General features: G+C 63.6%; 19 protein-coding genes and 1 pseudogene. 12 read left to right on the forward strand and 8 right to left on the reverse strand.

Translation table 11 applies throughout. From position 1 onward, the window contains the following. Nucleotides 1-15 precede the first annotated feature (15 nt). Nucleotides 16-441 carry a VOC family protein gene (locus ACXI0U_RS30200; RefSeq protein WP_316927237.1) on the forward strand — a complete coding sequence of 142 codons (426 nt, stop codon included), beginning with the start codon at nucleotides 16-18 and terminating at the stop codon, nucleotides 439-441. A 99-nt stretch (nucleotides 442-540) separates the two neighbouring features. Here ACXI0U_RS30200 and ACXI0U_RS30205 read toward each other — a convergent pair whose 3' ends face one another. Both ACXI0U_RS30205 and ACXI0U_RS30210 read right to left on the reverse strand, forming a co-directional pair. Next, the gene (locus ACXI0U_RS30205; protein WP_479551289.1) at nucleotides 541-1185 is read right to left on the reverse strand and encodes a hypothetical protein; all 645 of its coding nucleotides are present in this window, start codon (nucleotides 1183-1185) and stop codon (nucleotides 541-543) included. Nucleotides 1186-1304: 119 nt separating this feature from the next. After that, nucleotides 1305-2390, reverse strand: a complete 1086-nt coding sequence (locus tag ACXI0U_RS30210) for a DUF1615 domain-containing protein (protein WP_479551290.1) — start codon at nucleotides 2388-2390, stop codon at nucleotides 1305-1307. 143 nt (nucleotides 2391-2533) lie between these two features. Here ACXI0U_RS30210 and ACXI0U_RS30215 point away from each other — a divergent pair, with 143 nt between their 5' ends. After that, a complete protein-coding gene (locus tag ACXI0U_RS30215; protein WP_184489356.1) occupies nucleotides 2534-3295 on the forward strand; it encodes a DUF695 domain-containing protein in 762 nt (253 codons plus the stop codon). A gap of 591 nt (nucleotides 3296-3886) precedes the next feature. Here ACXI0U_RS30215 and ACXI0U_RS30220 read toward each other — a convergent pair. From ACXI0U_RS30220 to peaA, 5 genes are all read right to left on the reverse strand, one after another. Then, nucleotides 3887-5560, reverse strand: coding sequence for an AMP-binding protein (locus ACXI0U_RS30220; RefSeq protein ID WP_479551291.1), 1674 nt, complete (start codon nucleotides 5558-5560; stop codon nucleotides 3887-3889). A 178-nt stretch (nucleotides 5561-5738) separates the two neighbouring features. Continuing rightward, complete coding sequence (gene peaD / locus ACXI0U_RS30225) at nucleotides 5739-6863, reverse strand: quinohemoprotein amine dehydrogenase subunit beta (RefSeq protein WP_479551292.1); 1125 nt, start codon at nucleotides 6861-6863, stop codon at nucleotides 5739-5741. Between the two features lie 28 nt (nucleotides 6864-6891). Further along, complete coding sequence (gene qhpC / locus ACXI0U_RS30230) at nucleotides 6892-7215, reverse strand: quinohemoprotein amine dehydrogenase subunit gamma (RefSeq protein ID WP_021218108.1); 324 nt, start codon at nucleotides 7213-7215, stop codon at nucleotides 6892-6894. Nucleotide 7216: 1 nt separating this feature from the next. After that, nucleotides 7217-8647 (reverse strand): quinohemoprotein amine dehydrogenase maturation protein, encoded by a 1431-nt coding sequence (peaB, locus tag ACXI0U_RS30235; RefSeq protein ID WP_479551293.1) that lies wholly within the window; start codon nucleotides 8645-8647, stop codon nucleotides 7217-7219. A 49-nt stretch (nucleotides 8648-8696) separates the two neighbouring features. Further along, nucleotides 8697-10262: a quinohemoprotein amine dehydrogenase subunit alpha gene (gene peaA, locus ACXI0U_RS30240; protein WP_479551294.1), complete on the reverse strand. Its 1566-nt coding sequence runs from the start codon at nucleotides 10260-10262 to the stop codon at nucleotides 8697-8699. A gap of 407 nt (nucleotides 10263-10669) precedes the next feature. Between peaA and ACXI0U_RS30245 the strand changes: the two genes are divergently transcribed. Beyond that, entirely contained in the window at nucleotides 10670-12163 is a 1494-nt protein-coding gene (locus ACXI0U_RS30245; protein ID WP_479551295.1) for an aldehyde dehydrogenase family protein, read from the forward strand. Nucleotides 12164-12208: 45 nt separating this feature from the next. Here the strand turns inward: ACXI0U_RS30245 and rlmE are convergent, their stop codons facing one another. Beyond that, nucleotides 12209-12829 (reverse strand): 23S rRNA (uridine(2552)-2'-O)-methyltransferase RlmE, encoded by a 621-nt coding sequence (gene rlmE / locus ACXI0U_RS30250; protein ID WP_021218112.1) that lies wholly within the window; start codon nucleotides 12827-12829, stop codon nucleotides 12209-12211. Nucleotides 12830-13093: 264 nt separating this feature from the next. Between rlmE and ACXI0U_RS30255 the strand changes: the two genes are divergently transcribed. The 9 genes and pseudogenes from ACXI0U_RS30255 to ACXI0U_RS30295 all read left to right on the forward strand — a co-directional run bounded on the left by ACXI0U_RS30255 (nucleotide 13094) and on the right by ACXI0U_RS30295 (nucleotide 24508). After that, nucleotides 13094-14731, forward strand: coding sequence for an NAD(P)/FAD-dependent oxidoreductase (locus tag ACXI0U_RS30255; protein ID WP_479551296.1), 1638 nt, complete (start codon nucleotides 13094-13096; stop codon nucleotides 14729-14731). Nucleotides 14732-14742: 11 nt separating this feature from the next. Continuing rightward, nucleotides 14743-15468 carry a TrmH family RNA methyltransferase gene (locus ACXI0U_RS30260; protein ID WP_479551297.1) on the forward strand — a complete coding sequence of 242 codons (726 nt, stop codon included), beginning with the start codon at nucleotides 14743-14745 and terminating at the stop codon, nucleotides 15466-15468. Between the two features lie 256 nt (nucleotides 15469-15724). Further along, the gene (locus ACXI0U_RS30265; protein WP_479551298.1) at nucleotides 15725-17323 is read left to right on the forward strand and encodes a DUF6531 domain-containing protein; all 1599 of its coding nucleotides are present in this window, start codon (nucleotides 15725-15727) and stop codon (nucleotides 17321-17323) included. 48 nt (nucleotides 17324-17371) lie between these two features. Continuing rightward, nucleotides 17372-18886: a DUF6531 domain-containing protein gene (locus ACXI0U_RS30270; RefSeq protein WP_479551299.1), complete on the forward strand. Its 1515-nt coding sequence runs from the start codon at nucleotides 17372-17374 to the stop codon at nucleotides 18884-18886. A gap of 177 nt (nucleotides 18887-19063) precedes the next feature. Next, the gene (locus tag ACXI0U_RS30275) at nucleotides 19064-20470 is read left to right on the forward strand and encodes a DUF6531 domain-containing protein (protein WP_479551300.1); all 1407 of its coding nucleotides are present in this window, start codon (nucleotides 19064-19066) and stop codon (nucleotides 20468-20470) included. A 13-nt stretch (nucleotides 20471-20483) separates the two neighbouring features. Beyond that, nucleotides 20484-22860 (forward strand): annotated as a pseudogene (locus ACXI0U_RS30280) (RHS repeat-associated core domain-containing protein); the annotation flags it as partial. Beyond that, complete coding sequence (locus ACXI0U_RS30285) at nucleotides 22837-23154, forward strand: polymorphic toxin type 33 domain-containing protein (RefSeq protein WP_479551309.1); 318 nt, start codon at nucleotides 22837-22839, stop codon at nucleotides 23152-23154. The pseudogene ACXI0U_RS30280 and the gene ACXI0U_RS30285, both read left to right, overlap by 24 nt. Nucleotides 23155-23161: 7 nt before the next feature. Beyond that, nucleotides 23162-23548 carry a DUF4279 domain-containing protein gene (locus ACXI0U_RS30290; RefSeq protein WP_479551301.1) on the forward strand — a complete coding sequence of 129 codons (387 nt, stop codon included), beginning with the start codon at nucleotides 23162-23164 and terminating at the stop codon, nucleotides 23546-23548. Nucleotides 23549-24322: 774 nt separating this feature from the next. Next, nucleotides 24323-24508, forward strand: a complete 186-nt coding sequence (locus ACXI0U_RS30295) for a hypothetical protein (RefSeq protein WP_479551302.1) — start codon at nucleotides 24323-24325, stop codon at nucleotides 24506-24508. Nucleotides 24509-24915 lie beyond the last annotated feature (407 nt).

Raw genomic sequence — 24915 nt, forward strand, 5'->3', positions numbered from 1 at the left:
ACGAGGCAGCGCGCCATGAGTCTTTCCCCGTTCCACCTGGCCATTCCCGTCTACGACCTGGCCGCCGCCCGGCACTTCTACGGCGAGGTGTTCGGCCTCGCCGAGGGCCGCTCCAGCGAGCACTGGGTGGATTTCGACTTCTTCGGCCACCAGCTGGTGATCCACGAACACCCGAAGACCGCCAGCCAGGAAGCCGCCCACACCAATGCGGTGGACGGCCACGATGTGCCGGTGCCGCACTTCGGCGTGGTGCTGGGCTGGGCTGAATGGGAGGCGCTGGCCGAACGCCTGCGCGGGCTGGGCACATCGTTCGTGATCGAACCCTACGTGCGCTTCAAGGGCCAGGTGGGCGAGCAGGCCACAATGTTCCTCTTCGACCCCTGCGGCAATGCGCTGGAGTTCAAGGCGTTCAAGGACATGGGGCAGCTGTTCGCCAAGTGATGGGGCGGGCGGCACCGCGAGCCGTACCAACCCCGCCAAACACTACGCGCCGCTACAGCATGGGTTTCGCTCCGCTCGCGGAACGCCGCCCGACCCATCCTACGGACTGGTTGGAGCGTCGTCGGGCAGCTCGCGGGAGAGCAGCGCCTTGATGGTGTTGGCGTGGCGCTGTTCATCCTGCAGCACCGCCTGGAAGCGGCGCAGCCAGGTGTCGTCGCCGCTGGCGGCCATCAGGGTCACCAGGGTTTCCCAGGCGGCCTGTTCCCCCAGTTCGTAGATGAGCATGGCGTGCAGGCACTGCGACATGCTGTTGTGCGGCTGGGCCAGCACCTGGGCCACGTGCTGGGCGGCGATGCCCCAGTTGCGCGGGTGTTCGGCGAGGGCGGTACGGGCACGCACGCCGACCCGCTCCAGCGCTTCGATCAGGGTCCAGACGTGGGCAAGCTCTTCGTCGCGGATCTGCCGGAAGGTGGCCACCAGCTCGGCGCGGTAGCCGTCGTGGTGCATGGCGCGCTCCAGCAGCATGTCGTAGAGCTGCACGCAGATGCTTTCGGAGAGCACCGCTTCCTCCAGCTTGGCGATGAACAACCGCGAGTCGCTGCGGACCATGGCTTCGAAGGCTTGCTCGCCCCGGCTGCGCCAGCCGTCCTCGATCTGCAGGTCCAGCTGCTCGGGGCTCTGGCCGATGATGCCGGCCTGAGTGAGTTCGCTGGGGTTGGCGCGTCCTGACGTGACACTGGGCATTGTTATTCTCCTCTCGTGACCCGGCCGGTACTTGCCTGATTACCGGCCTTGTCATGGGAAAATCTGCCCTGCGGGAGGTTCAAGGAGTTTTCACCCGGGATGACCGGATGGCGTGCACCTCAGCGCGCCATGCAGCGCCGGTAGCGCTCATCCACGCGCTGGGCGAACCAGGCGGTGGTGAGCTTGCGGGTGATCTTCGGGCTCTGCAGGGTGATGCCCGGCAGCACCGCACGGGGCAGCGTGCGCCCGGCGCCCTTCTCGGCCAGGGCGTAAACCTTCTCGTACAGCTCGCTTTCGGCGAAGTCCGGCCCGTCGCCCTGTTCCAGCGCGCGACGGATGGCACCGTCGCCCATGTCCAGGCGCCGCCCCAGGGTGCGCACCGCCTTTTCCGTGGAGCCGGCGTCGCGGCTGCCGTGGATGATCAGGTCGCCATCCAGCGCCAGGGGGATGCCGCTGGCCAGGCTCACCGCCTGCTGGAAGGCGGCGTTGCGACTGGCGTACCAGCCGGCGTTGAAGTCGGCGAAGCGGTACAGCGGCTCGGGGTAATCTGCCTCGTAGCCCAGCAGGTGGGCGATGCCGAAGTACAGGCCACCGCGGCGGGTGAACACCTCGTCGCGCAAGCTGCCGGTGGTCGTATAGGGGTAGTTCTCGGCGTGCTGCTGGGCGAAGGCGATGCTGACCTGCATGGGGCCGCCGGTGTGCACCGGGTTGAAGGTACCGAACAGCTGGCGGCCAAGGGGCACCATGCCGATGAAGTCGTCGAAGATCACGCTCAGCTGGCGCTCGGTGCGCACGGCGGCGAGGCGCTGGGCGTAGGTCTTGCCGGTGGGCGAACGGATGTCCAGCGCCGAATCCACCAGGAAGCCCGGCAGGTGCAGGCGCGCGGCGCGGCGGTCGATCTCCTGGCGGGCGATCTTCGCCAGGCCCGGCACCGCCGGGTCGGCCTGGTAGGTGGACTCCTGCTCGGTCACCGCCAGCACCGCGCAGAAGTTGCCTTTCACCGTGGCCAGCTCCTGGGCGGTGAAGGCCACCTGGATGTCGGTGGCCCAGCCCTGGCGGTCCACCACGTTGCTGGGGATCAGCCGCGCCACCTGGGCACGCACTTCGGCCGGGGTGAGCTGCGGGCCTTCCTGGCTGCGCTGGCTGCCGCAACCGGCCAGCAACAGCGTGGCGAACAGGATGAGGCTGGCGGGGGCGAGATTCATGGGGGCTCCGGAGGCGGTAAACGAAACGGCGTGGCCCAGCTTCGACAGATGTGCAGTGAAGCTGTTCAACCGACATGCCGGCAACCCGTGCGCGAAGGCGCGCGCCTCTGTAGAGTCGCCTCATCCACGCAAGGAGCTGCTGCATGACTGACGATTGGGATTTCTATTTCGCACAGGTCGACGACCGTCCCGCCTCCATCTACGTCGACCTCGGCGCGGTGCGCGAAGTGCCGCTGGAGCACCTGCCGTTCATGGCTTACGTGCGCCTGCACATGCGTACGCCACGGGACGATGGACTCTCCAGCCAGGAGGAGTTCGACCGGCTGATCGAGATCGAGGACCAACTGACCGCGCGCCTGCTCAATGAAGGCTGCGCCTACCTGGGCCGCTACACCGGCAACGGCCTGCGCGATTTCTTCTTCTACGTGGGCGACGAGACGCTCTGGAACGAGCGGGTCGCCGCCGTGCTGGAGGCCTTCCCGGAATACGAGTACGAATCCGGCACCCAGGAAGACCCGGAATGGTCGACCTACTTCGACTTCCTCTTCCCGCCCGCCGAAGACCAGCAGCGCATCAGCAACCGCCGCCTGTGCGCGGTGCTGGAGAGCAACGGCGACACGCTGGAAACCCCGCGCGAGATCGACCACTGGTTCTACCTGCCCGACGAAGCCCGGGGCGAAGCGCTGATCGCCGAGGCCACCACCCTCGGCTTCACCCTGCGCGACCGCGGCTGGACCGAGGACGAGGAGGCCTACCGGGTGCAGCTGTGGCGCGAGGACATCCCCCAGCCGGGCACCATCGATGAGCTGACCCTGGCGCTGCTGGCCCTGGCCCTGTCCTTCGACGGCGATTACGACGGTTGGGAGACGGTGCTAGTGACGGACGAGCCGACGACCTTGCATTGAGGTCGGGATGGTTGATGGGGCCGCTGCGCGGCCCTTTTCGCGAATGAATTCGCTCCCACCGTTGGGGGCGCAATGGAAGCGGGCGAATGAATTGGCTCTGTCTGCGTTAAGTGTTGCTAGAAGATTTGAGCCCAGCTGATTGCCGAGCTTTGCTGGGCCTTCTGGTTTCGCCCCCCGGGCGAGTCCCTTTTCCAGTCGCTGGAACGCCAGCCCGGTGAAAAGGAACCAAAAAACTTGCCCCTCCATACGGGTCTGGCTAAAGCCAGACTTCCCTCGCTCCATCATCGTTCCAGGGGCACGCCGCGAAGGGCCATCCCTGGCCCATCGCGGCTCTCGCGACATCCATGTCGCTCAACCCCTTACACGACGATTCGCTCGGCCTCCTGGGAAGGGGCGTTTGGCGGCTGCTCCAACTTTATTCGCCCGGCGTATCAGGACGTGGTGCGCACGGGCTTTCGTAGGATGGGTAGAGCGGAGCGAAACCCATGCGGTGGAGGTGGCAGAGGTCCATAAATGCCCGGAAACCAACGTACTTAAGCGGTTGCTTAAAAACCACAACAGCTAACGCAGACAGAGCGAATGAATTCGCCCCTACAGGCCGCCGATTTCCTCGATGCTGATTTCGCGCATGCGGAATTTCTGGATCTTGCCGGTGACGGTCATGGGGAATTCGCTGACGAAGCGGAAGTGCCGCGGGACCTTGAAGTGGGCGATGCGGGCGCGGGCCCAGTCGCGCAGTGCTTCCGCCGTGGCGTCGTGGCCGGGGTGCAGCTGGACCCAGGCCACCAGCTCCTCGCCGTAGCGGCTGCAGGGGATGCCGATCACCTGGACGTCGGCCACCGCCGGGTGGGTGAAGAAGAATTCCTCCACCTCGCGCGGATAGATGTTCTCGCCGCCGCGAATGATCATGTCCTTGCTGCGCCCGACGATGCGCACGTAGCCCTCCTCGTCCATGGCCGCCAGGTCGCCGGTGTGCATCCAGCGCCCGGGGTCGATGGCGTCCGTCGTCGCCAGCGGGTTATTCCAGTAGCCGAGCATCACGCTGTAGCCCCGGGTGCACAGCTCGCCGATCTGCCCACGGGGGACGATGCGGCCGTCGGCGTCGACGATCTTGCTTTCCAGTTGCGGCTGGGTGCGGCCGACGGTGGTGACGCGCAGCTCGAGGCCGTCATCGGGGCCGGTCTGCAGGGAGACCGGGCTGGTCTCGGTCATGCCGTAGGCGATCTGCACCTCGGCCATGTGCATCTCGTCGATCACCCGGCGCATCACTTCGATGGGGCAGGTGGCGCCGGCCATGATCCCGGTGCGCAGGCTGGAGAGGTCGAATTCGTGGCGCCGGGGGTGGTCCAGCTCGGCGATGAACATGGTGGGCACGCCGTAGAGCGCGGTGGCCTTTTCCTCGGCCACGGCGGCCAAGGTGGCCAGCGGATCGAAGGCGTCGCCCGGGTAGATCATGGTGCTGCCGTGGGTCAGGCAACCGAGGTTGCCCATGACCATGCCGAAGCAGTGGTAGAGCGGCACCGGGATCACCAGGCGGTCGTGCTCGGTGAGGCCCAGGCTCTCGCCGACCATGTAGCCGTTGTTGAGGATGTTGTAGTGGCTGAGGGTGGCGCCCTTGGGGAAGCCGGTGGTGCCGGAGGTGTACTGGATGTTGATCGGCTCGTCGAACTGCAGCTGGGCCTCGCGTTCGGCCAGGGCCTCGGTGCTCACCGCCCCCGCCGCTTGCTGCAACACGGCCCAGGGCAGGAAGCCGGCCGGTGGCTCGGCGGCCAGGCTGACCACGCCGCGCAGCTCCGGCAGCTTGTCACTGGCGAGCGTGCCCGGCTCGCCGTCGGCCAGGGCCGGGACCAGTTCCAGCAGCATGGCGTGGTAGTCGGAGGTCTTGAAGGCGTCGGCGCAGATCACCCAGCGGCAGCCGGACTGCTTGAGGGCGTATTCCAGCTCGCTGCTGCGGTAGGCCGGGTTGATGTTGACCAGGATGGCACCGACCTTGGCGCTGGCGAACTGGGTGATGGTCCATTCGGCGCAGTTGGGCGCCCAGATGCCGAGGCGATCGCCCGCTTCCAGGCCGATGGCCATGAGCGCGCGGGCGTGGCGTTCCACTTCCGCCGCCAGTTGCGCCCAGGTCAGGCGCAGGCCCTGGTGGCGCACCACCAGCGCTTCGCGCTCGGGGAAACGCGCCACGGTGGCGTCGAAGGCGGCGCCCAGGGTCATGGCCAGCAATGGCTTGTCCTGGCGCCCTCGGGTGTAGCTGGGGTGATTCATGGCTTTCCCTTCTTGTGCTTATTGGGACAGACGCAGAACCGACTGCCGCTGCCAGGCAGGCAACGCGGGGTGCCGGTCATATTTAACCTTTACGTAAACGTTAAGCCAGGGTCGGGGATGGCTCCGTTGGTCGTAGAGGCGTTGCGCCATGTCGGCCGCAACGCCCTGCCCTCTCACCCTAGCGGACGAACACCTGGGTGGTGGTGATGGCCATGTCGCCGCCGGGCAGCTTGATGTTCTTCACCTTCTCGAGGCTGTCCGGGTCGAACACGGCGATGTCGTTGAAGGTGCCGGCGAGGTAGAGCTTGCTGCCGGCCTTGTTGAACGCCACGCAGTAGTAGGTGTGTTCGAGGTTGGCGGCCTTGATCAGCTTCTGCTGCTTGATGTCGTACTTGGCCAGGCGGTTGAGCACGCCGAACATCAGGTTCGGGTCCTTGGGCGAGCGCATGCCGGTGAAGTACAGCTCGGTGAGCGGGGCGAAGTCCTGCACCGTGCTCTTGCCGGTCTTCAGGTCGACGCTGACGAAGCCGTAGATGAAATCGGCGGTGGCCAGGTCCTGCTTGTCGTCCTTGAACTTCGCCGTGGTGTAGAGCATGGAGAAGTCATGCAGCGCGCTCTGGTGCGGCCAGAAGTACAGCACGTCCGGCGCGCTGTAGTTGGGCCGTTGCCAGTTGCGCCCGGGCACGGCCACTTCGTACTGGCCGGTGTGCACGTCCATCTTGTAGATGTCCGGCCCCGCCACGAACAGGCTGCCGTCGTCGGCGGCGCGCATCAGGTAGACCTGACGCGGCATGGGGAAGCTGCGCACGGGCTTGGCGTCGAGGCCGTCGGCGGTGCGGAACACCTCCAGGCGCGGCGGCTTGACCACGTAGTGGTCGCTCATCATCTGGGTCGGGTTGACCGTGGTGTAGAGCTCCTTGCCGTCCGGGCTGAGGGCGAAGGAGAACATCGAGCGCACCTTCTCCCCCGGGTTGCGCGAGAGCCGGGCGTGGAACACGGTCTTGCAGTCATCCAGGTCGACGCCATAGAGGTCGCCGAAGTGGTTGTTGAGCAGGTAGGCGGTCTTGTTGTCCGGCGCCATCATCGCGGTGCCGGGACCGAAGGCGTCGGGCAGGCGGCAGGTCTTGTAGAGGCTGTCGCTGGCCAGGTCGACCACGTGGAGGTTGTTGGGGTAGTTGGTGGCGATCAGGTATTCGCTGCCGGGCTTGAGGGCCGGGCCGGCGTTGTCGGCGGCCCAGGCGCCGGCGCCCAGGGCGAGCCCGGCGATGGCGGTGGCCAGGCGGGCGATGACGGTGAGTTTCATGCGGATTCCCCTGTTGTTCTTCTTGTCGTCACTTGTCTTTCGGGAAGACGGTGCCGAGGTTGCGCCAGTCCTGCGAGGAATCCGCGGCGTTGGCGTTCCAGTCCTGGTAGGTGCTCATCATGTCCGGCACCTGGGCCGGCCACCAGCAGGGGTCGGAGCACCCGTAGAGGTCGGCTTCCATCGGCTGGCAGAGCGAGGAGACGCCACCGAAGGCGTCCACTTCCCAGCCCGGGTCGGTGGTGGCGGTGCAGCCGGCCACGGCGCTCATGGCCACCACTTCTTCGACGCGGTCTTCGGCCACGGCCTGGTCCAGCAACTGGGCTTTGTTGTTCAGCGGCTTGAGATGCTTCATGTCAGTGCGCCTTCCGCGGGGTGATGTAGCGGCTGATGAAGGCCGGGTTGGCGGCCATGATCCGGCTGTAGACCTCGATGCCGAAGTCCACCCAGTCGCGCATCAGGTCGCAGTAGTGGTAGGTCGGGTGGGTGGGGTCGCCGTAGCGGGCGTAGCTCTCGTGATAACAGCCGCCGGAGCAGAGGTTGCGGATGCGGCAGGTGTCGCAGCCGGTGCCTTGCCGGTCCAGGCGCAGGGAGAGGAAGTCGTTGAGCTCGGCCTGTTTCACCCCGCTGTGCACATCGCCGAAGGTGGGCAGGCTGGAGCCGGTGAAGCGGTGGCAGAGATTGAGGCCGCCTTCGTGGTCCACGGCCAGCATCTTCAGTCCGGCGCCACAGGGCAGCGCCTTCTTCTGCCCCTCGTGGATGTCGGTGATGAGCTGGTGCAGGTTGGAGAAGCCGATGTTGCGGTGCTCCAGCGCCGCCTCCAGGTAGCGCCGGCCGAGGGCCTTCATGTTGGCGAAGACCTGCACCAGTTCCTCGCCCGTGAGGTTGTAGTCGCTGAGGTCGCCCGAGGTGACCGGGGCGAAGCCGACTTCGGCGAAGCCCATCTCGTTGAACAGGTGGTTCCAGATGGTTTCCACATCGGTGACGCCGCGGGTCAGGGTCACCCGCGCGCCCACCGGGCGGCTGCGGTAGCGCGACAGCAGCATGTCGGCCTTGCGCCGCACCACGTCGTAGGTGCCCTGCCCGCCCACGGTGATGCGGTTGCGGTCGTGCACCGTCTTCGGCCCGTCGATGCTGATGGAGAGGCCGAAGCGATGGGCGTCGAGCCAGTCGACGATCTCTTCGGTGAGCAGCGTGGCGTTGGTGGTCATGATGAACTCCACCTGCTTGCCGGCCGCCGCGAAGCGCCGCTCGCAGTAACCCACCATGTGCTCGATCAAGGCGCGGTTGGAGAGCGGCTCGCCGCCGAAGAACACCACGCTGTAGCGGGTTTCGTCGGGGGATTCGCGCAGCAGCATCTCCACCGAGGCTTCGGCGGTCTCAACGGCCATCTTGCGGCCGGCGGAGGGCTTGTCGAGGTCTTCCTTGTAGCAGTAGGTGCAGCTGAGGTTGCAGCCGGTGTTGACGTTCAATACCACGGTGTTCAGTGCGGTGCGCTCGACCCGCTTGACGCCGATTTCCGGCGTCAGCGGCGAGCCGTCGCTGACCAGTTCCAGCGCGATCAGCTCGCGCAGGGTCTCGCTCACCTCCTGCCCGGGGAAGCGCCCGGCCAGGCGCTGCACCAGGTCTTCGGGCGAGCAGCCCTGCTGGCGCAGCGTGTCGATGATGCCGCCGGTGACGGCGTCGGTGCTGAACAGCGAGCTGCTGGGGATGTGAAACAGCATGCGGTCCGCGTCCACCTGCACTTCATGCAGGTTGCGCTCGACCAGATTCAAGATTGCGCCCATGGCGACCTCCGGGAAATTTGCCCAATCGTCGATGCGGTTCGCGGCCGGTTCATGGCAGCGGCGGGTTGTTCCAGCGCTGCACGGTGACGATCAGGTGGCCTTCGCCCTTCTGGCCGCCCTCCTCCAGCTGGGCGATCACCTTCAGGTTGCCGGCGTTGTTGGTCATCATCCGCCGCTCGGGGTTGGGGCCGGCGGCGCCGGGGACGAACACGCCGTCCTTCTGCATCTGCCCGGCGAACTTCACGTCCTGGTCTTCCTCGGCGCGCTCATCGAAGGGCGCGACCGACCAGGTAGCCGGCAGGTAGCCGATGCGATACGGCTGGCCGGCCGCATCCTTGCCCCAGGCCTCCGCTTCGAAGCGGCCTTGCACCTTGGGCGTGGAGCCGCCGTTCTCGCCCACCCGGGCGATGGAGAAGGCGGGCACCACCTTCACTTCGGCGATGTCCTTGTACACCGCGAGGTCCACGCCCTTGAGCGCGCCCAGGGCCACCGCGCGGGGGCCGACCGCGGCATCGGCGGCGGCCTTGACCTTGACCCGCACCTGCCGGGGCGTGACCTCCAGCACCTTGACCACCTCGACGCCCGGGCCGAACTCGGGGGTGCCGGACAGGCCGCTGCCCACCAGGGTCAGCTCGGCCTCGCCACCCGCCTTGAGGAAGGCCGGCTGCACCGAGAGCAGCCGGGCGTTGCCGTCCTTCGCGGCGCTGAAGTCGAGGCCGCGCTCATCGTGCTCGGCCTCGAACATGCGGCCCTTCATCTCGCCGTTCAGGGCGGCGAAGACCTGGCGCATGGGGGTGTCGCCGACCTTCACATTGCCGCGCCATTCGTAGCCGTTGTAGAGGATGGCCGAGCCCGAGCCGGTGAAGGGGGTGCCGTCGGCGTACTGGCCCTGTACCTCGACCTTGAAGGTGTCGCCGCTGTCGGCGCTGACCGTCATCACCCCACGCACATCGCCCTTGGCCAGCATGTGGCCGCTGAAGCTCCACTGCCCCGGCAGCGCCTGCGCCTTGGGCCGGGCCTTCTGCCAGTCGGCCCAGGCCTGGTCCTCCAGCGGGAAGCGCTTGGCCAGCTCGGGCACCATCTGCGTGAGGGCCAGCTCCAGCCAGTCGCGATCACGGGACTGGGCCTGGTATTCCAGCGAGGGCCACTGGCCGAGGTGGAAGTTGACCAGGTGTTCCCACTCCTTGGCCGGGCGGCGTTGCAGGGCCACTCGCGCGCCGGAGTGGCAGCGGCCGCACATCTGCGTCAGCTGTTCGTCGAAGTGCTCGACCGTGTTGAGGCGCCGCTCCATGGCGTAGCGCACGCCGTCGGTCTCGCTGGGGGCCAGGCCCTGCTTGTCGGCCAGGTACTTGACCAGGGTGCGGCGGTCGTCGTCGCTGATGGAGAGGCCGTGCATCACCTGCATGCGCGCGATGCTCATCAGCCAGCCTTCGGGGGTCTTGCGCTGGTGGCTGATGCGGCTGTAGCTGTCGCCGCCTTCGGGGATATGGCACCCCATGCACTTGCCCTTGAGCAGCGCCGGGCCCTCGTCCGCCGCCTGGGCCTGGGTGCACAACAAGGCGGCTGCAGCCAGGACCAGGCTGCCCGCACGCCACCGGAGTCGAATCGTCTTCAAGGTCAGACCTCCACGGTATTGTTCTTATGGTTCGCACCTGTCTCGCCGGCGGTGCGTCTGCCATGGCAAATACACAATGTGTGCCAGTGGCCGGCAGCCCCTTGCGGAACAATGACTTAGGTCATTTCCAGCGTTGTATCGAGGCCCTCGGTAACGGGGCCGGGCGTCTAATTTCGCGACAGCTCGTCACAGGCTGAGACAGGAGCACCCACCGCGCTGACTGGGCCGGGCGGCGGGACTGTCCGGCGGTTGTCTCAGGCCGTCTCAAACTGCAACACGCCGGCCTGGCGGGCGCACGCCAGCCCCCGAACAAATCATCGACAGATCAACGGGTTAACGGCTTCCAGGAGCCTTGGCACGGCGGTTGCGCACGCCTGGGGGATGCCCACAGACAGAGGCCCTGACCCATGCATGCCGAACTGCCCGTACTGCCCCACACCCAGGCTTTCCTGCAACGCCCGCTGAAGATGCTGATCGGCGCCCAATGGCAGGACGCCGCCAGCGGCGCCACCATGAGCTTCCGCAACCCCGCCACTGGCACTGTGCTGGGCGATGTGCCCTCCGCCGCCGCCGAGGATGTGGACCGCGCCGTGCGCGCCGCGCGCCAGGCCTTCGATGATTCGCCCTGGAGCCGCATGCGCCCCCGCGAGCGGCAGAACCTGCTGTGGCGCCTGGCCGGGCTGATGGAGCGCGATGCCCAGGAGCTGGCCGAGCTGGAGTGCCTGAACAACGGCAAGAGCGCCGCCGTCGCCCAGGTGATGGACGTGCAGCTGGCCATCGACTTCCTGCGCTACATGGCCGGCTGGGCCACCAAGATCGAAGGCACCACGGTGGAGCCCTCCCTGCCGCTGATGCCCGACGACCGTTTCCACGGCTTCATCCGCCGCGAGGCGGTGGGCGTGGTGGGCGCCATCGTCGCCTGGAACTTCCCCCTGCTGCTGGCCTGCTGGAAGCTCGGCCCGGCGCTGGCCACCGGCTGCACGGTGGTGCTCAAGCCGGCCGACGAGACCCCGCTCACCGCCCTCAAGCTGGCCGAGCTGGTGCTGGAGGCGGGCTACCCGGCGGGCGTATTCAACGTGGTGACCGGAACCGGCCTCAACGCCGGCGTCGCCCTCACACGCCACCCGGGTGTGGACAAGCTGACCTTCACCGGCTCCACCGAGGTGGGCAAGCAGATCGGCAAGGCGGCCATGGACAACATGACCCGCGTGACCCTGGAGCTGGGCGGCAAATCCCCCACCATCGTCATGCCCGACGCCAACCTGCAGGAGGCCGCCGCCGGCGCCGCCACGGCCATCTTCTTCAACCAGGGCCAGGTGTGCTGCGCCGGCTCGCGCCTGTACGTACACCGCAAGCACTTCGACAACGTGGTCGCCGACATCGCCGGCATCGCCAACGCCATGAAGCTCGGCAACGGCCTCGACCCGAGCGTGCAGATGGGCCCGCTGATCTCCGCCAAGCAGCAGGACCGCGTCACCGGCTACATCGACCTCGGCCGCGAGCTGGGTGCCACCGTCGCCTGCGGCGGCGAGGGCTTCGGGCCGGGGTATTTCGTCAAACCCACCGTCATGGTCGACGTCGACCAGAAACACCGCCTGGTGCAGGAAGAGATCTTCGGCCCGGTGCTGGTGGCCATGCCCTTCGACGACCTGGACGAGGCCGTGCGCCTGGCCAACGACAACCCTTACGGGCTGGGGGCGAGCATCTGGTCCAACGACCTGTCGGCGGTACACCGGATGATTCCGCGCATCAAGTCCGGCTCGGTGTGGGTCAACTGCCACAGCGCGCTCGACCCGGCACTGCCGTTCGGCGGCTACAAGATGTCGGGGGTGGGCCGGGAGATGGGGGCGGCGGCGATCGAGCACTACACGGAAGTGAAGTCGGTGCTAATCAGGGTGTGAACGGAGCGGCAGGCCGGTCGCGGGTACCGGCCTGCGATCAGGGCTTCAGCCCTTGAAGCCCTTGCCTACGAGGTAGACCTCGCGGGAGCGCGGGCGCGAAGCTTCCGGCTTGCGGATGAAGACCTTCTCGAACGAGGTGCGCACGTCTTTCAGGAACTCGTCCGAGCCTTCACCCTGGAAGACCTTGACCACGTAGTTGCCATTGGGCTTGAGCACCTGGCGGACCATGTCCAGGGTGAGCTCCACCAGGTACATGGAGGACGCCTGGTCGGCCGCCGCGACGCCGCTGATGTTGGGCGCGATGTCGGAGACGATCAGGTCGGGCTTGCGGCCGTCGAGCTTGTCGAGGAGCTGCTGGAACACGCCGTCGTCGGTGAAGTCGCCCTGGATGAAGTCGACGTTGTCGAGGCCGTCCATCGGCAGGATGTCGGTGGCGAGGACGCGCCCGCTCTCACCCACCAGCTTGCCGGCCACCTGCGACCAGCCACCGGGGGCGGAGCCCAGGTCCATGACCAGCATGCCGGGGCGGATCAGCTTGTCCTTCTCGTTCAGCTCGATCAGCTTGTAGCTGGAGCGCGAGCGCAAGCCATCCTTCTGGGCCCGTTTCACATAGGGGTCATTGACGTGTTCGTCCAGCCAGCGGCGGCTGCTTTTGGATCGTTTCATGAGAGAGCCAACCACGGAAAATCAGTAGAGGAACGGGCCACCCTGGGCACAGCGGGGAGCTGTACGGGCCCGAAGCGGCGGCAATTATAAGCCGAGAATCCCGCTCAGGTTAAATAAGCCGGCCGGTGGCGCCCGGCGCACCCGCGGCAACGCCCGACGGAAACCTGCAGGCCAGGCCTGACAGGGGCCCGCGGCGGCGAGTACAATTCGCGCCCTACCCCCTCTGTTACCTCCTTTGCCGGATCGACCGGCCAGGATATCGCCATGATTCGCATCAACGAACTGTCCCTGCCCCTCGAGCATTCCGCCGACGAACTGCGCCAGGCCATCATCAAGCGCCTGAACATCAGCGACGCCGACCTGCTGGATTTCACCGTATTCAAGCGCAGCTACGATGCCCGCAAGAAGAACAGCGTGATCCTGTTCATCTACATCATCGACCTCGAAGTGCGTAACGAGGCGGCGATCCTCAAGCGCTTCGCCGACGACAACAACGTGCGCCCGGCCCCGGACACGAACTACTACCCGGTGGGCCAGGCACCGACCGACCTGGGCGAGCGCCCGATCATCATCGGCTTCGGCCCCTGCGGCCTGTTCGCCGCGCTGCTGCTCGCACAGATGGGCTTCAAGCCCATCGTGCTGGAGCGCGGCAAGGATGTGCGCAGCCGCACCAAGGACACCTGGGCGCTGTGGCGCAAGAAGATCCTCACCCCCGAATCCAACGTGCAGTTCGGCGAAGGCGGTGCCGGTCTGTTCTCCGACGGCAAGCTCTACAGCCAGATCAAGGACCCGAAGTTCTACGCCCGCAAGGTGATGCACGAGTTCGTCCGCGCCGGCGCGCCGGACGAGATCATGTACGTGAGCAAGCCGCACATCGGCACCTTCCGCCTCACCGGCGTGGTCGCCACCATGCGCGAAGAGATCATCGCCCTGGGCGGCGAGGTGCGCTTCGAGAGCAAGGTCACCGACCTGGTGATCGATGACGGCCAACTCGAAGGTGTGGTACTGGCCAATGGCGAAACCCTGCGCAGCCGCCATGTCGTCCTGGCCCTGGGCCACAGCTCCCGCGACACCTTCCGCATGCTGCACCGCCAGAACGTATTCCTCGAAGCCAAGCCCTTCGCCATCGGCTTCCGCATCGAGCACCCGCAAGGCCTGATCGACGAAGCCCGCCTGGGCAAGTACGCCGGCCACCCGGAGCTCGGCGCCGCCGACTACAAGGTGGTGCACCACGCCAAGAACGGCCGCGCCGTGTACAGCTTCTGCATGTGCCCCGGCGGCACCGTGGTAGCGGCCACCTCCGAGCCGGGCCGCGTGGTCACCAACGGCATGAGCCAGTACTCGCGCAACGAGCGCAACGCCAACTCCGGCATCGTCGTCGGCATCACCCCGGAGCAGGACTTCCCCGGCGGCCCGCTGGCCGGCGTCGAGTTCCAGGAACGCCTGGAATCCCGCGCCTACGAGCTGGGCGGCAGCGACTACTGCGCCCCCGGGCAACTGGTGGGCGACTTCATCCGTGGCGTGCCTTCCAGCGAGTTCGGCGACGTGGAGCCTTCCTACAAACCCGGCGTGCGCCTGGGCGACCTCGCCCCCTCGCTGCCGGACTACGCCATCGAAGCCATCCGCGAAGCACTGCCGGCCTTCGGCAAGCAGATCCGCGGCTTCGATCGCAATGACGCCGTGCTCACCGGCATCGAAACCCGCACCTCCTCCCCCGTGCGCATCACCCGCGACCACGAGACGCTGCAGAGCCTCAACCTGCGCGGCCTGTACCCGGCCGGCGAAGGCGCCGGCTACGCGGGCGGCATCCTCTCGGCGGGCGTGGACGGCATCAAGGTCGCCGAAGCCCTGGCCAAGGCGATGCTGGCCGAGCTGGGCAACGCCAACGAGCAGAGCAACTGAGCGCCGCATTGATGAAATTCGATGACATCAAGAAGCTCCACCAGAAGAAGTACCGGGCCGAGTTCGGCCACTTCCTGGTGGAGGGCGAGCACCTGCTGCTGGAACTGCAGAAGGCCGCCGAGCACAACCCGCTGCTGCTGCGCAGCCAGCTGTACGTGACCGGCGCCTACGAGCACTGGCACAGCCCGTTCGAAACCCAGGTCATCAGCGACCGGCAGATGGCGCAGATCGCCGACACCAAGACGCCGCAAGGCATCATCGCCCTGGTGCCGATGCTGCCGGCCGCCGCGCCGGCTGCCGCCGCCAACGAACGCGCCATCTACCTGCACGAGATCCAGGACCCGGGCAACCTCGGCACCATCCTGCGCACCCTGGCCTGGTTCGGCGGCTTCCGCTGCCTGCTCAGCCCCGGCAGCGTTGACCCGTACAACCCCAAGGTCGTGCGCGCCAGCATGGGCGCCATCTTCCACGCACCGATGGAACTGGACGTGGAACTGGAATCCCTCGGCAGCCGCTTCCAACGCATCGCCTGCCTGGACATGCACGGCGAGCCCGTGCAATCCGCCGCCTTCAAGACCTTCGACTGCTACCTCTTCGGCAACGAAGCCCGCGGCGTCCCCCGCGACCCGCTCACCGCACTCAACGCCCAACCCTTCACCATCCCCGGCAGCGGCGCCATCGAATCGCTCAACCTGGCGACCACGGTGAATATGTGTGCGTATGAGTTGAAGAGGTAACGGGGGCTGGCGGGAGCCGAGTGGAGCGGTGCAACGCCAATCCCTGGTTCCTTGTGCCAACTACTGTTGGCACATTCTTCCTCGAGCGGAAGTGCAAACAGGCACTCGCCATTTCAACCAGCGGAACCCGCCACGCAGGTGCGTCAATACAGCACTTCGCCAGTATGGATTTTCCCCTTTCAAGCTGATTGACTAGCGCACTGATCGCCGGATGCGGTCATCCCCTCTGCGGCTGTCTACGACAACGGATTGCTCGATGCGCAAGTACCTTCTCCCCCTCCTTCTGCTCGCCTGCTCGAACAACGCCTTCGCGCTCTACGGTTATGACTACATCTGGGAAATCGGGAACTGGATCGGATGGGGGGCGGTCGTTGAAACCCCTGAAGCAGGCTGCCGCGCCGGGGAGCACACTAACTCCTACGGCCAGACATACATCTATCGAGGTTACAGGCTCACAAGCCCGGATAGGGCCGCGTGCATCTTCAGCTACATCACCCCTCAAGGCGAAAATCAGGGAGAAGGTGAGTGGCTGAACTGGGGGGTCTACAGGTTCGGCGACGGTTGCACCGGCGGCACGATCTACGATCCCACCAAGCTCAAGTGCACGATGCCGGATGCCTCCGCCGGCTCCTTGTGCCAGGATCAATTCGGAGCCACTGCGGGCAACCCACTTCTCAAACAAATCGACGGAAGCTGCAAGAGCCTTTCGCGCTCCCCTAGCCAGAAAGGGTATGAAGCAGGCCCTTCCTGCGGTGCGACAGCCGGGAACCCAATCAACTTCGCGTCGGGAAACAAGGTCCAGACCGAGCTGGATTTCACCTTTCAGGGAAGCTCGCCCCTTGCCTTGCAGCGAACCTACAACAGCATCGATGGTTTCTGGCGCCACAACTACTCGGCAAACCTGAGCGCCGGCACGAGCTTCGCGCTGATCACACTGCCTGACGGCAAGGAAATCTACTTCCAGGTATCTGGCGACCAGGCTCACGCCACCCGTGAAGGTGTCGGGGAGCTGCGTAAGATTGCGGGGGTCTGGGAATACACCGCCCCCGATAATCGACGCATGGGCTTCGATAGCCAGGGGCGCCTCAGCTATGCCATTCAACCCTCGGGGGAAAGGACAACGCTGAGCTATGGAGCCAGCGTGATCACCTTGCAGAATGATGCGGGAAACAGCCTTGCATTGACCGAGGATGAACAGCATCAACCGACCCGGCTTGCAGGCGACTCGATCGAGATCCAGTACACGTACGATTATCTCAGCCGCCTCACAAAGCTCACCAGGACGCTCAACGGCCAAGTAAGCGAACGCACCTATCACTACGACCCCACGCCCGGCTCCCGGCTTCTCACCGGCATCACCGATGAACGCGGCGTCCGCTACGCCACCTGGACCTATGACGACCAGGGCCGCGCCATTTCCAGCGAGCACGCCGGCGGTGCCGAACGCACCCTGGTGAGCTACAACGCCGATGGTTCTTCCACGGTCACCAACGCCCTGGGCAAGCGCACCACCTATCGCTTCCAGACCATCCAGGGCGTGCGCCGCATCACCGCCATCGAAGGTGAACCCTCGGCTAACTGCCCCAACAGCAACTCGACGTACACCTACAACGAGCGTGGGCTGGTGAAGAGCCGTACTGACAACAAGGGCAATGTCACCATCTTTGACTACAACGACCGTGGTCTCGAGGTATCGCGTACCGAAGCCTTTGGCACGCTTCAGGCGCGTACCGTTACTACGGAGTGGCACCCGACGCTGTTTCTGCCAACCACCATCACAGAACCTGGCCGAACCACCCGTTACAGTTATGACGTACAGGGAAGACTGATTGGGCAAACCACTACCCAGCGTTGAGTGCTGCCATAGTCAACCCAAGGACCATGCAGACAAGGATGATCTAAATTGCAGACTCGCTTTCCATTTAAAGCCGGCACCCTGCTTGCTTTGCTTCTTTTAACTTCTACCGCAAAGGCAGAGTATTTCTATTGGTGGGCCCCCATCTACGGATTCGACAAATTCCCCTCACGCGATGCGGCAGCCCAAGCGGTACTTTCTATATATACAGAAAATGACAGAGACTATTACAGCAACTATTCCATAACAAGCATTGATTATGTACGAGAAGGAACTTACATAGTAGAGATGCTTGGCTACTTCGTCGGGACAACACCATCGCGCGCCAACAACCTTGTTTATCTTGGTGGCGATAGCTGCCCACCTGGTGCGTCCTATGACACTATTTCGTATAAATGCAGCAGCCCACTACTGGATGCTAATAAAGGCCTACCACCTACTGACTTGACCTGTGCAGTCCCGAATGACCGTCAGGGAAACCCAATAAATATATCTATTGGCAACAAGGTCCAGACTATCGTAGACGCCCCAGCTGCAAGCAACTCACTCATCAGCCTTACGAGAACCTACAACAGCGCTGATGGTGTATGGCGACACAGCTACTCGACCCATCTAGAGAAATATGGAAGCTCGTTGATTCTTGTTCGCGCGGATGGCCGCGAGACAAGATTCCAGTTGCAAGATGGCGTGAATAGCTATGGCATAGCTGCTAGCGGCATCCTCACCCGCCAAGGGGAAGAGTGGTCTTTTGAAGAACCTAATGGCGCCAAGCTCTCCTTCAATCCAGCACTTCGGCTTTCAAAAATCACTGAAAAGAATGGTCAATGGCAAACGTTGACGTATCTCGATGCGCTCATAACCATTACCGACTCTTTCGGCAACACGGCGACTCTTCGCCAAGATGCTGAGTATCAGCCCAAGCAGTTTGCAATGGGAGAAACGTCCGTCAGCTACACATACAACTCCATAAGAAGATTGACTGCTGTAACGACGACTCGGGGCACGGCCATTTCCAACCAGACCTATCAATACGAAGACGCCAACCCCAACCTCCTCACCGGCATCACCGACGAGCGCGGCGTTCGCTACGCCACCTGGGCCTACGACGACCAGGGCCGCGCCATCTCCAGTGAGCACGCTGGCGGCGCCGAACGTACCCTGGTGAGCTACAACGCCGACGGTTCCTCCACCGTCACCAACGCCCTTGGCAAGCGCACCACCTACCGCTTTCAGACCATCCAGGGCATACGGCGCATCACCACAATCGAAGGCGAACCCTCAGCCAACTGCCCCAACAGCAATTCCACCTTCACCTACGATGACCGTGGCCTGGTGAAGACCCGTACCGACAACAAGGGCAACGTCACCACCTTCGACTACAACGAGCGTGGCCTCGAGGTGTCCCGTACCGAAGCCTTCGGCACGCCCCAGGCACGTACCGTTACTACGGAGTGGCACCCGACTCTGTTTCTGCCAGTTACTGTCACAGAACCTGACCGAGTTACCAATTACAGTTATGACACGCAGGGACGCGAATTGAGCCGCCTGGTCTCACCGCGCTGACGACGGTCAGCGACAGCGGCATCATCAAGACCACATGGAGGTTGAATGAAACGGAAACACACAAGATTCGCGTGGGTAGCGAGTAGTCTGTGCTTGGCCATCGCATCGAGCGCCTATGCGGAAACCCGAAAGCCGGAGCTCTCGTATGGTGGTTACAGGACCCCCATAGAGCTGAAGATGGCTTATTACTCATCATGGGTAAGCCACTTCGGTTATACCAGCTGTGGTTTCGATCAATGGAGCTGGATCGAAACCACAACCTACATCACTGGCATACCTGCTACTAATGCAATCTGCGGCAGCGGCCACGGGTATAACTACTTCTACATAACCAAGGTATGCCCTTCAGGCTTCACGCCAGATAACAAGGAAAACCCGTCTATTTGCACCAAGCCGGATGACGTTCCCGATCTAGGAAAAGAGAACGGCGAACCTGACGGCCCCCAAGCATGCAGTGCGGCAACGGGAAACAGCAAAACAGCCGGCAACCCGATCAACTTCGCTGTTGGCAACAAATTCCAGCGTGAAGTGGACTATCTAGCTTCGGGCAAGCTTCCGCTTACCTTCGAACGCATCTACAACAGCCACGACAAGCTTTGGCGCCACAACTACAGTGCTCATTTGGTACTGGGTCCCGACAACATCCTTTTCATCGGCAATGATGGTAAGGAGTCCTATTTCCAGCTTGAGAATGGTGTTGCTACAGCTCAGCCAAATGAACTGGGCCGGCTCTATATGGAGAACGGCAACTGGACATATGAAGGTCCGACCCAGGAAATCTTCTCGTTTGATGGTGAAGGCAACCTGATGAAGTGGGGCAACACTGCTTCGGGGTTCCATACGCTGGTGCGGAATAACGTGCTGACGATCACCATCACGGACTCCCTGGGTAACTCCATGGTCGTGCAGGAAGATGCGAGACGTCGTGGGCAGCCTTCGTCACTCGTCACAAGTGACTCGCGTATAGATTTTGAATACGACTCCAGCGACAGGCTCACGAAACGCATCACCACTATCCAAGGCCAAACGCAACAGCGCATTTATCACTATCAGGACAGCCGAAACCCCAACCTCCTCACCGGCATCACCGACGAACGCGGCATCCGCTACGCCACCTGGGCCTATGACGACCAGGGCCGCGCCATCTCCAGCGAGCACGCCGGCGGCGCCGAACGCACCCTGGTGAGCTACAACGCCGACGGCTCTTCCACTGTCACCAATGCCCTCGGCAAGCGCACCACCTACCGCTTCCAGACCATCCAGGGCATACGGCGCATCACCGCCATCGAAGGCGAGCCCTCGGCCAACTGCCCCAACAGCAATTCCACCTTCACCTACGACGACCGTGGCCTGGTGAAGACCCGTACCGACAACAAGGGCAACGTCACTACCTTCGACTACAACGAGCGTGGCCTTGAGGTCTCCCGCACCGAAGCGTACGGCACGCCCCAGGCCCGCACCGTCACCACCACCTGGCACCCGACCCTGTTCCTGCCGGCCACCGTGACCGAGCCCGACCGCATCACCACCTACAGCTACGACGACCAAGGACGACCACTCAGCCAGAGCGTAAGCCAGCGCTGATTCGCACAAGGACTTGCCCATGAACCCCCTGCACCACCGCTTGAGCGTCCTTACGCTCGCCCTGGCCGGCACCCTCGCCGCCGCCAGCCTCCAGGCCGCCCCGCGCAACTGGAGCTACACCTACACCGCCACCGGCCAGATCGAAACCGCCGATGGCCCGCGTACCGATGTCCAGGACGTCACCCACTACGCCTACGACGCCCAGGGCCACCTCATCAGCGTCACCAATGCCCTTGGCCATATCACCCAGCTGTCCAGCTTCGACAGCTTCGGCAACCCGCAGACCGTCATCGACCCCAACGGCGTCACCACCGCCCTCACCTACACCCCGCAGGGCTGGCTCGCCTCGGTCAGCGTCGGCGGCGGCACCACCGCCTTCGAGCACGACGCCATCGGCCAGATCACCAAGGTCACCCGGGGCGACGGCAGCTGGCTCGCCTACACCTGGGACGATGCCCGGCGCCTGACCAAGATCACCAACAACCTCGGCGAGCAGGTCGAGTTCGACCTCGACGCCATGGGCAACCGCACCGCCCAGCGCATCAAGGACGCCTCCAACAACCTCACCCAGCAGCAACAGTGGGTGTACGACGAGCTCGGCCGCCTGCTGCGCTCGGTCGGTGCTGGTGGCCAGACCCACAGCCAGCAGTACGACCTCAACGACAACCCCACCACCGACACCAACCCGCGCCAGTTCAGCCACACCCAGGCCTATGACGCCCTCGACCGCCTGGTCTCCAGCACCGACCCGCTGAACAAGGTCACCAGCCTCGGTTACGACGCCCAGGACAACCTCACCCAGGTCGTCGACCCGCGCGGTGTCACCACCCGCTACGAGTACGATGGCCTCGGCAACCTCACCACGCTCATCAGCCCCGACACCGGCACCACCACCTACGGGCACGATGCCGCCGGCAACGTCACCCAGAAGACCGACGCCCGCGGCATCGTCACCACCTACAGCTACGACGCCCTCGACCGCCTCACCGGCCGCCAGTACCCCGCCACTCCTGCGCTCAACGTCCAGTACCACTACGACATGACCGCCAACGGCAACAAGGGCATCGGCCGCCTCACGGCGGTGCAGGACGCCAGCGGCGTGCTGGGCTACAAGTACGACGAGCGCGGCAACCTCATCGAGCAGCTGCGCTCCGTTGCGGTGTTGGGGACTGATCAGTACGACACCCTCGGCTACGCCTACGACGCCGCCAACAACCTCATCCGCATCGACTACCCGGCCGGCTTCAGCATCCACTACAGCCGCAACGCCGCCGGCCAGGTCAGCCAGGTCGGTTTCGCTGTCGGCAGCGCCACGCCCACCAGCCTCGCCAGCAACATCGGCTACGCCCCCTTCGGGCCGCTCAAGAGCCTCACCTGGAACAACGGCATCGTCCTCAGCCGCACCTACGACCAGGACTACCAGCTCACCGCCCAGCAGGTCGGCAACTGGCAGAGCAGCTACAGCCACGACGCCAACGGCAACATCACCGCCCACGCCCACAGCCTGTTCGGCAGCCTCGACTACCGAGTACGACGCCCTCGATCGCCTGACCGAGGAAAAGGCTGCCGCCAGCCGCAAGGCCTACGCCTACGACGCCACCGGCAACCGCAGTTCGCGCACCACCTACGCCACCACCAACGGCAGCGAAGCGCAGACCGCCAAGCAGACCCTGCACTACGCCACCGACAGCAACCGCCTCAGCCAGCGCAGCACCAGCTACGCCGTCGAAGCCGATGCCGCCGGCAACTACACCCGCTACAGCCAGAGCCGCCGCTACACCTACGACGACCAGGGCCGCCTCAACGCCGTCACCGACGAGGCCGGTACGCCCATCGCCCGCTACGCCTACAACGCCCTCGGCCAGCGCGTGCTCAAGGACGTGCAGCAAGGCACTGCCCATACGCCCTACACCTACCTCTACGGCCCGGACGGCCAGGTGCTCGGCCAGGTGCGCTACACCAGCAACGGCAAGAAGAGCAAAGCCAGCTACTACGTGTGGCTCGACAGCCTGCCCATCGCCCAGATCGACCTGGGCTACGACGCCGCCGGCACCACCATCGCCAGCACCACCCTCACCTACCTGCACAGCGACCACCTCAACACCCCACGCCTGGCCACCAACCAGGGCGGCAACCTGGTGTGGAGCTGGCAGAGCGATGCCTTTGGGGTGGGGCAACCCAACACCTATGGCGGCAACATCGATGTGATCCTGCGCTTCCCCGGCCAAGTCGCCGATGCGCACAGTGCGCTCTACTACAACTACTTCAGGGATTACGATCCGGAGACCGGAAGGTATGTGGAGAGTGATCCGATTGGATTGGATGGGGGGCTGAATACTTATGGGTATGTGTATGCCAATCCGCTCATCTACGCCGATCCACTCGGGCTCGCTGTAAAATGTAAAACAATTCTCAAACTTCCTTTCAGAGACATCCAAGCCTGTACAACAGACGACAGCACCCCAAGCGAGCAAGATGCCAAAAATGCCACACGGATGACTAAAACAGAGTTGGATGAGGCATGTAAAAACAATGGGTACAAGGATGCCCATGACATGAAGAGAGACTTACAGCTAGATTCAAAATATGACATTTTTGCAGACAAACATGGAAACATGTACGCCGGCCCTCGCAAAGGCACGGGCATCCCGCAATATCTAAACATGAACACACAGGGTTGGTAGCTGCGTAATGAATGCTTCTCTACAAATTGACTTTCAGCTTCTAGGGACTACGGTACCCCCGAAAGAAATTTCAAAGCTTATTGAAATAATTCCGGACACCGCCCTATTACAAGGTGAACGAAACCCAGCCCGTGGGCTGCCCCACTGGCAAAATATTTGGTCTATCAGATCGAACGCCTCATCGAGTGACCTTGCTGATCATTGGAAAAGCCTGGAAACAGCGCTAGTTAAGGCTAAGGATAAAATAAGAGAAATAGCAATGACAGGCAGGGCAAAATTGACAATTATAGTATCTGACGAAAATAAAATTCCGCCAATCACCATACCCCCTGCCATGTCTGAGTTTGCTGGCTTTATAAATGCTGAAATAGATATCGATCATCTCCAGCAATAGATCCCCATATAAAAAAGCCACGCCCCACGCAACGTGGCTTTCTAGATCTCATATTCCCGCCACGATCTTGTATCGAAAAACACCCAGCAATATGCTCACGTTTTTCGATTAGAAGTTTCAGGGGAGACTGACGCGACATCAAGGCTAAAGCACCTGAGCGACAGGCCAATTCGTTGAGACACCTAGACGACTTGTCGATATATCAAATTCTGCCAACACAACAACCCCCCAGCTATATTGTTAAGCAGTCCATATACAATTTGACCTTTATAAATTTTCATTAACAGACTTCAGAGCGGGGCGATCACGCAACTTGTTTGATAGCCGGCCCCGCCCCTTGCCCTCCCGCCCCCTCCTCCCTATCCTGCCCCGGCCACGGTCAATCCCGTGGCCGGGTTTGACAGCCCGAAACACTGGCGCGAATGCGCCACAAGGTGTAGTGCGAGAAACAGCGAATGTTTTTTGCAGGCATCGGCACGCATGCAGCTTTCATAGCTGCTCTGCTTTATGGCAGATCGCGCGGGGAGATCCTCGTGGTCTGCCGGTATCCAGTGTCCGGTCTGTCAACCCCGCGTGGTCTCCACCCTCCGACGACAGCGAATGGCGGCGGCTTGGTCCTCTTAGCACTGGAGCTCCACCATGCATGAAGCTTATGTCCCTCTTGCTCACCCCCTCCACGTATCCACAAAGGAGGCCTCGGCATGAACAGCGCCTCTCTGATCGATTACAAGGAGCAGCGCATCCAGCAGCTGGTCGACCACCTCGACACGCGGATTGCACACCACCCAGGTGATGGCGGAATTGCTTCTGGATTTCGCAGCCTTGCGCGACGGCGCCGACTACTCCTACCTCAGCCGATACCGGGAAGGCGCCTTGATGGACGCGATGGTCCATCTGTCGCGCAACAACTATGAAGACTTCTGCAAACTGGCAGAGCTGGCGCAGTTGCCGGGTAAATAGCCGGGGCCCTGATCTATTCCCTAATTAAGGGATCGCCAGGGACAACGACGTTGCCCCTGGCAAATAACCGCTCCCAACAAACCCGGCCCGCCGACCACCGGCCACCCCTCCTCCACGGATTCAGGCCTCTCTCACAGAATTTCCTGCCTGGCTCCCCCGATAATTGCCGCCTCAACACCTCATCCCAAAATCATCTGCTGCCACCGCAGCCGCCGGAACGAGACCGAAAGGACGCACCATGGCCAACGCCCCGAGCCCCGCTCTCGCCGCAATCGATTACGACCGCATCCAGGCCCTGCTAATTCGGAGTACGTGGAAGAGCACTTCCACGCGTACATCGAAGGCGGCGACAACGACGAGTGGGTGACCCTCGAACACGGGGATGACGAGGAGACGGAAGCGTTCGT

Source organism: Pseudomonas sp. C9D1 (assembly GCF_056491235.1).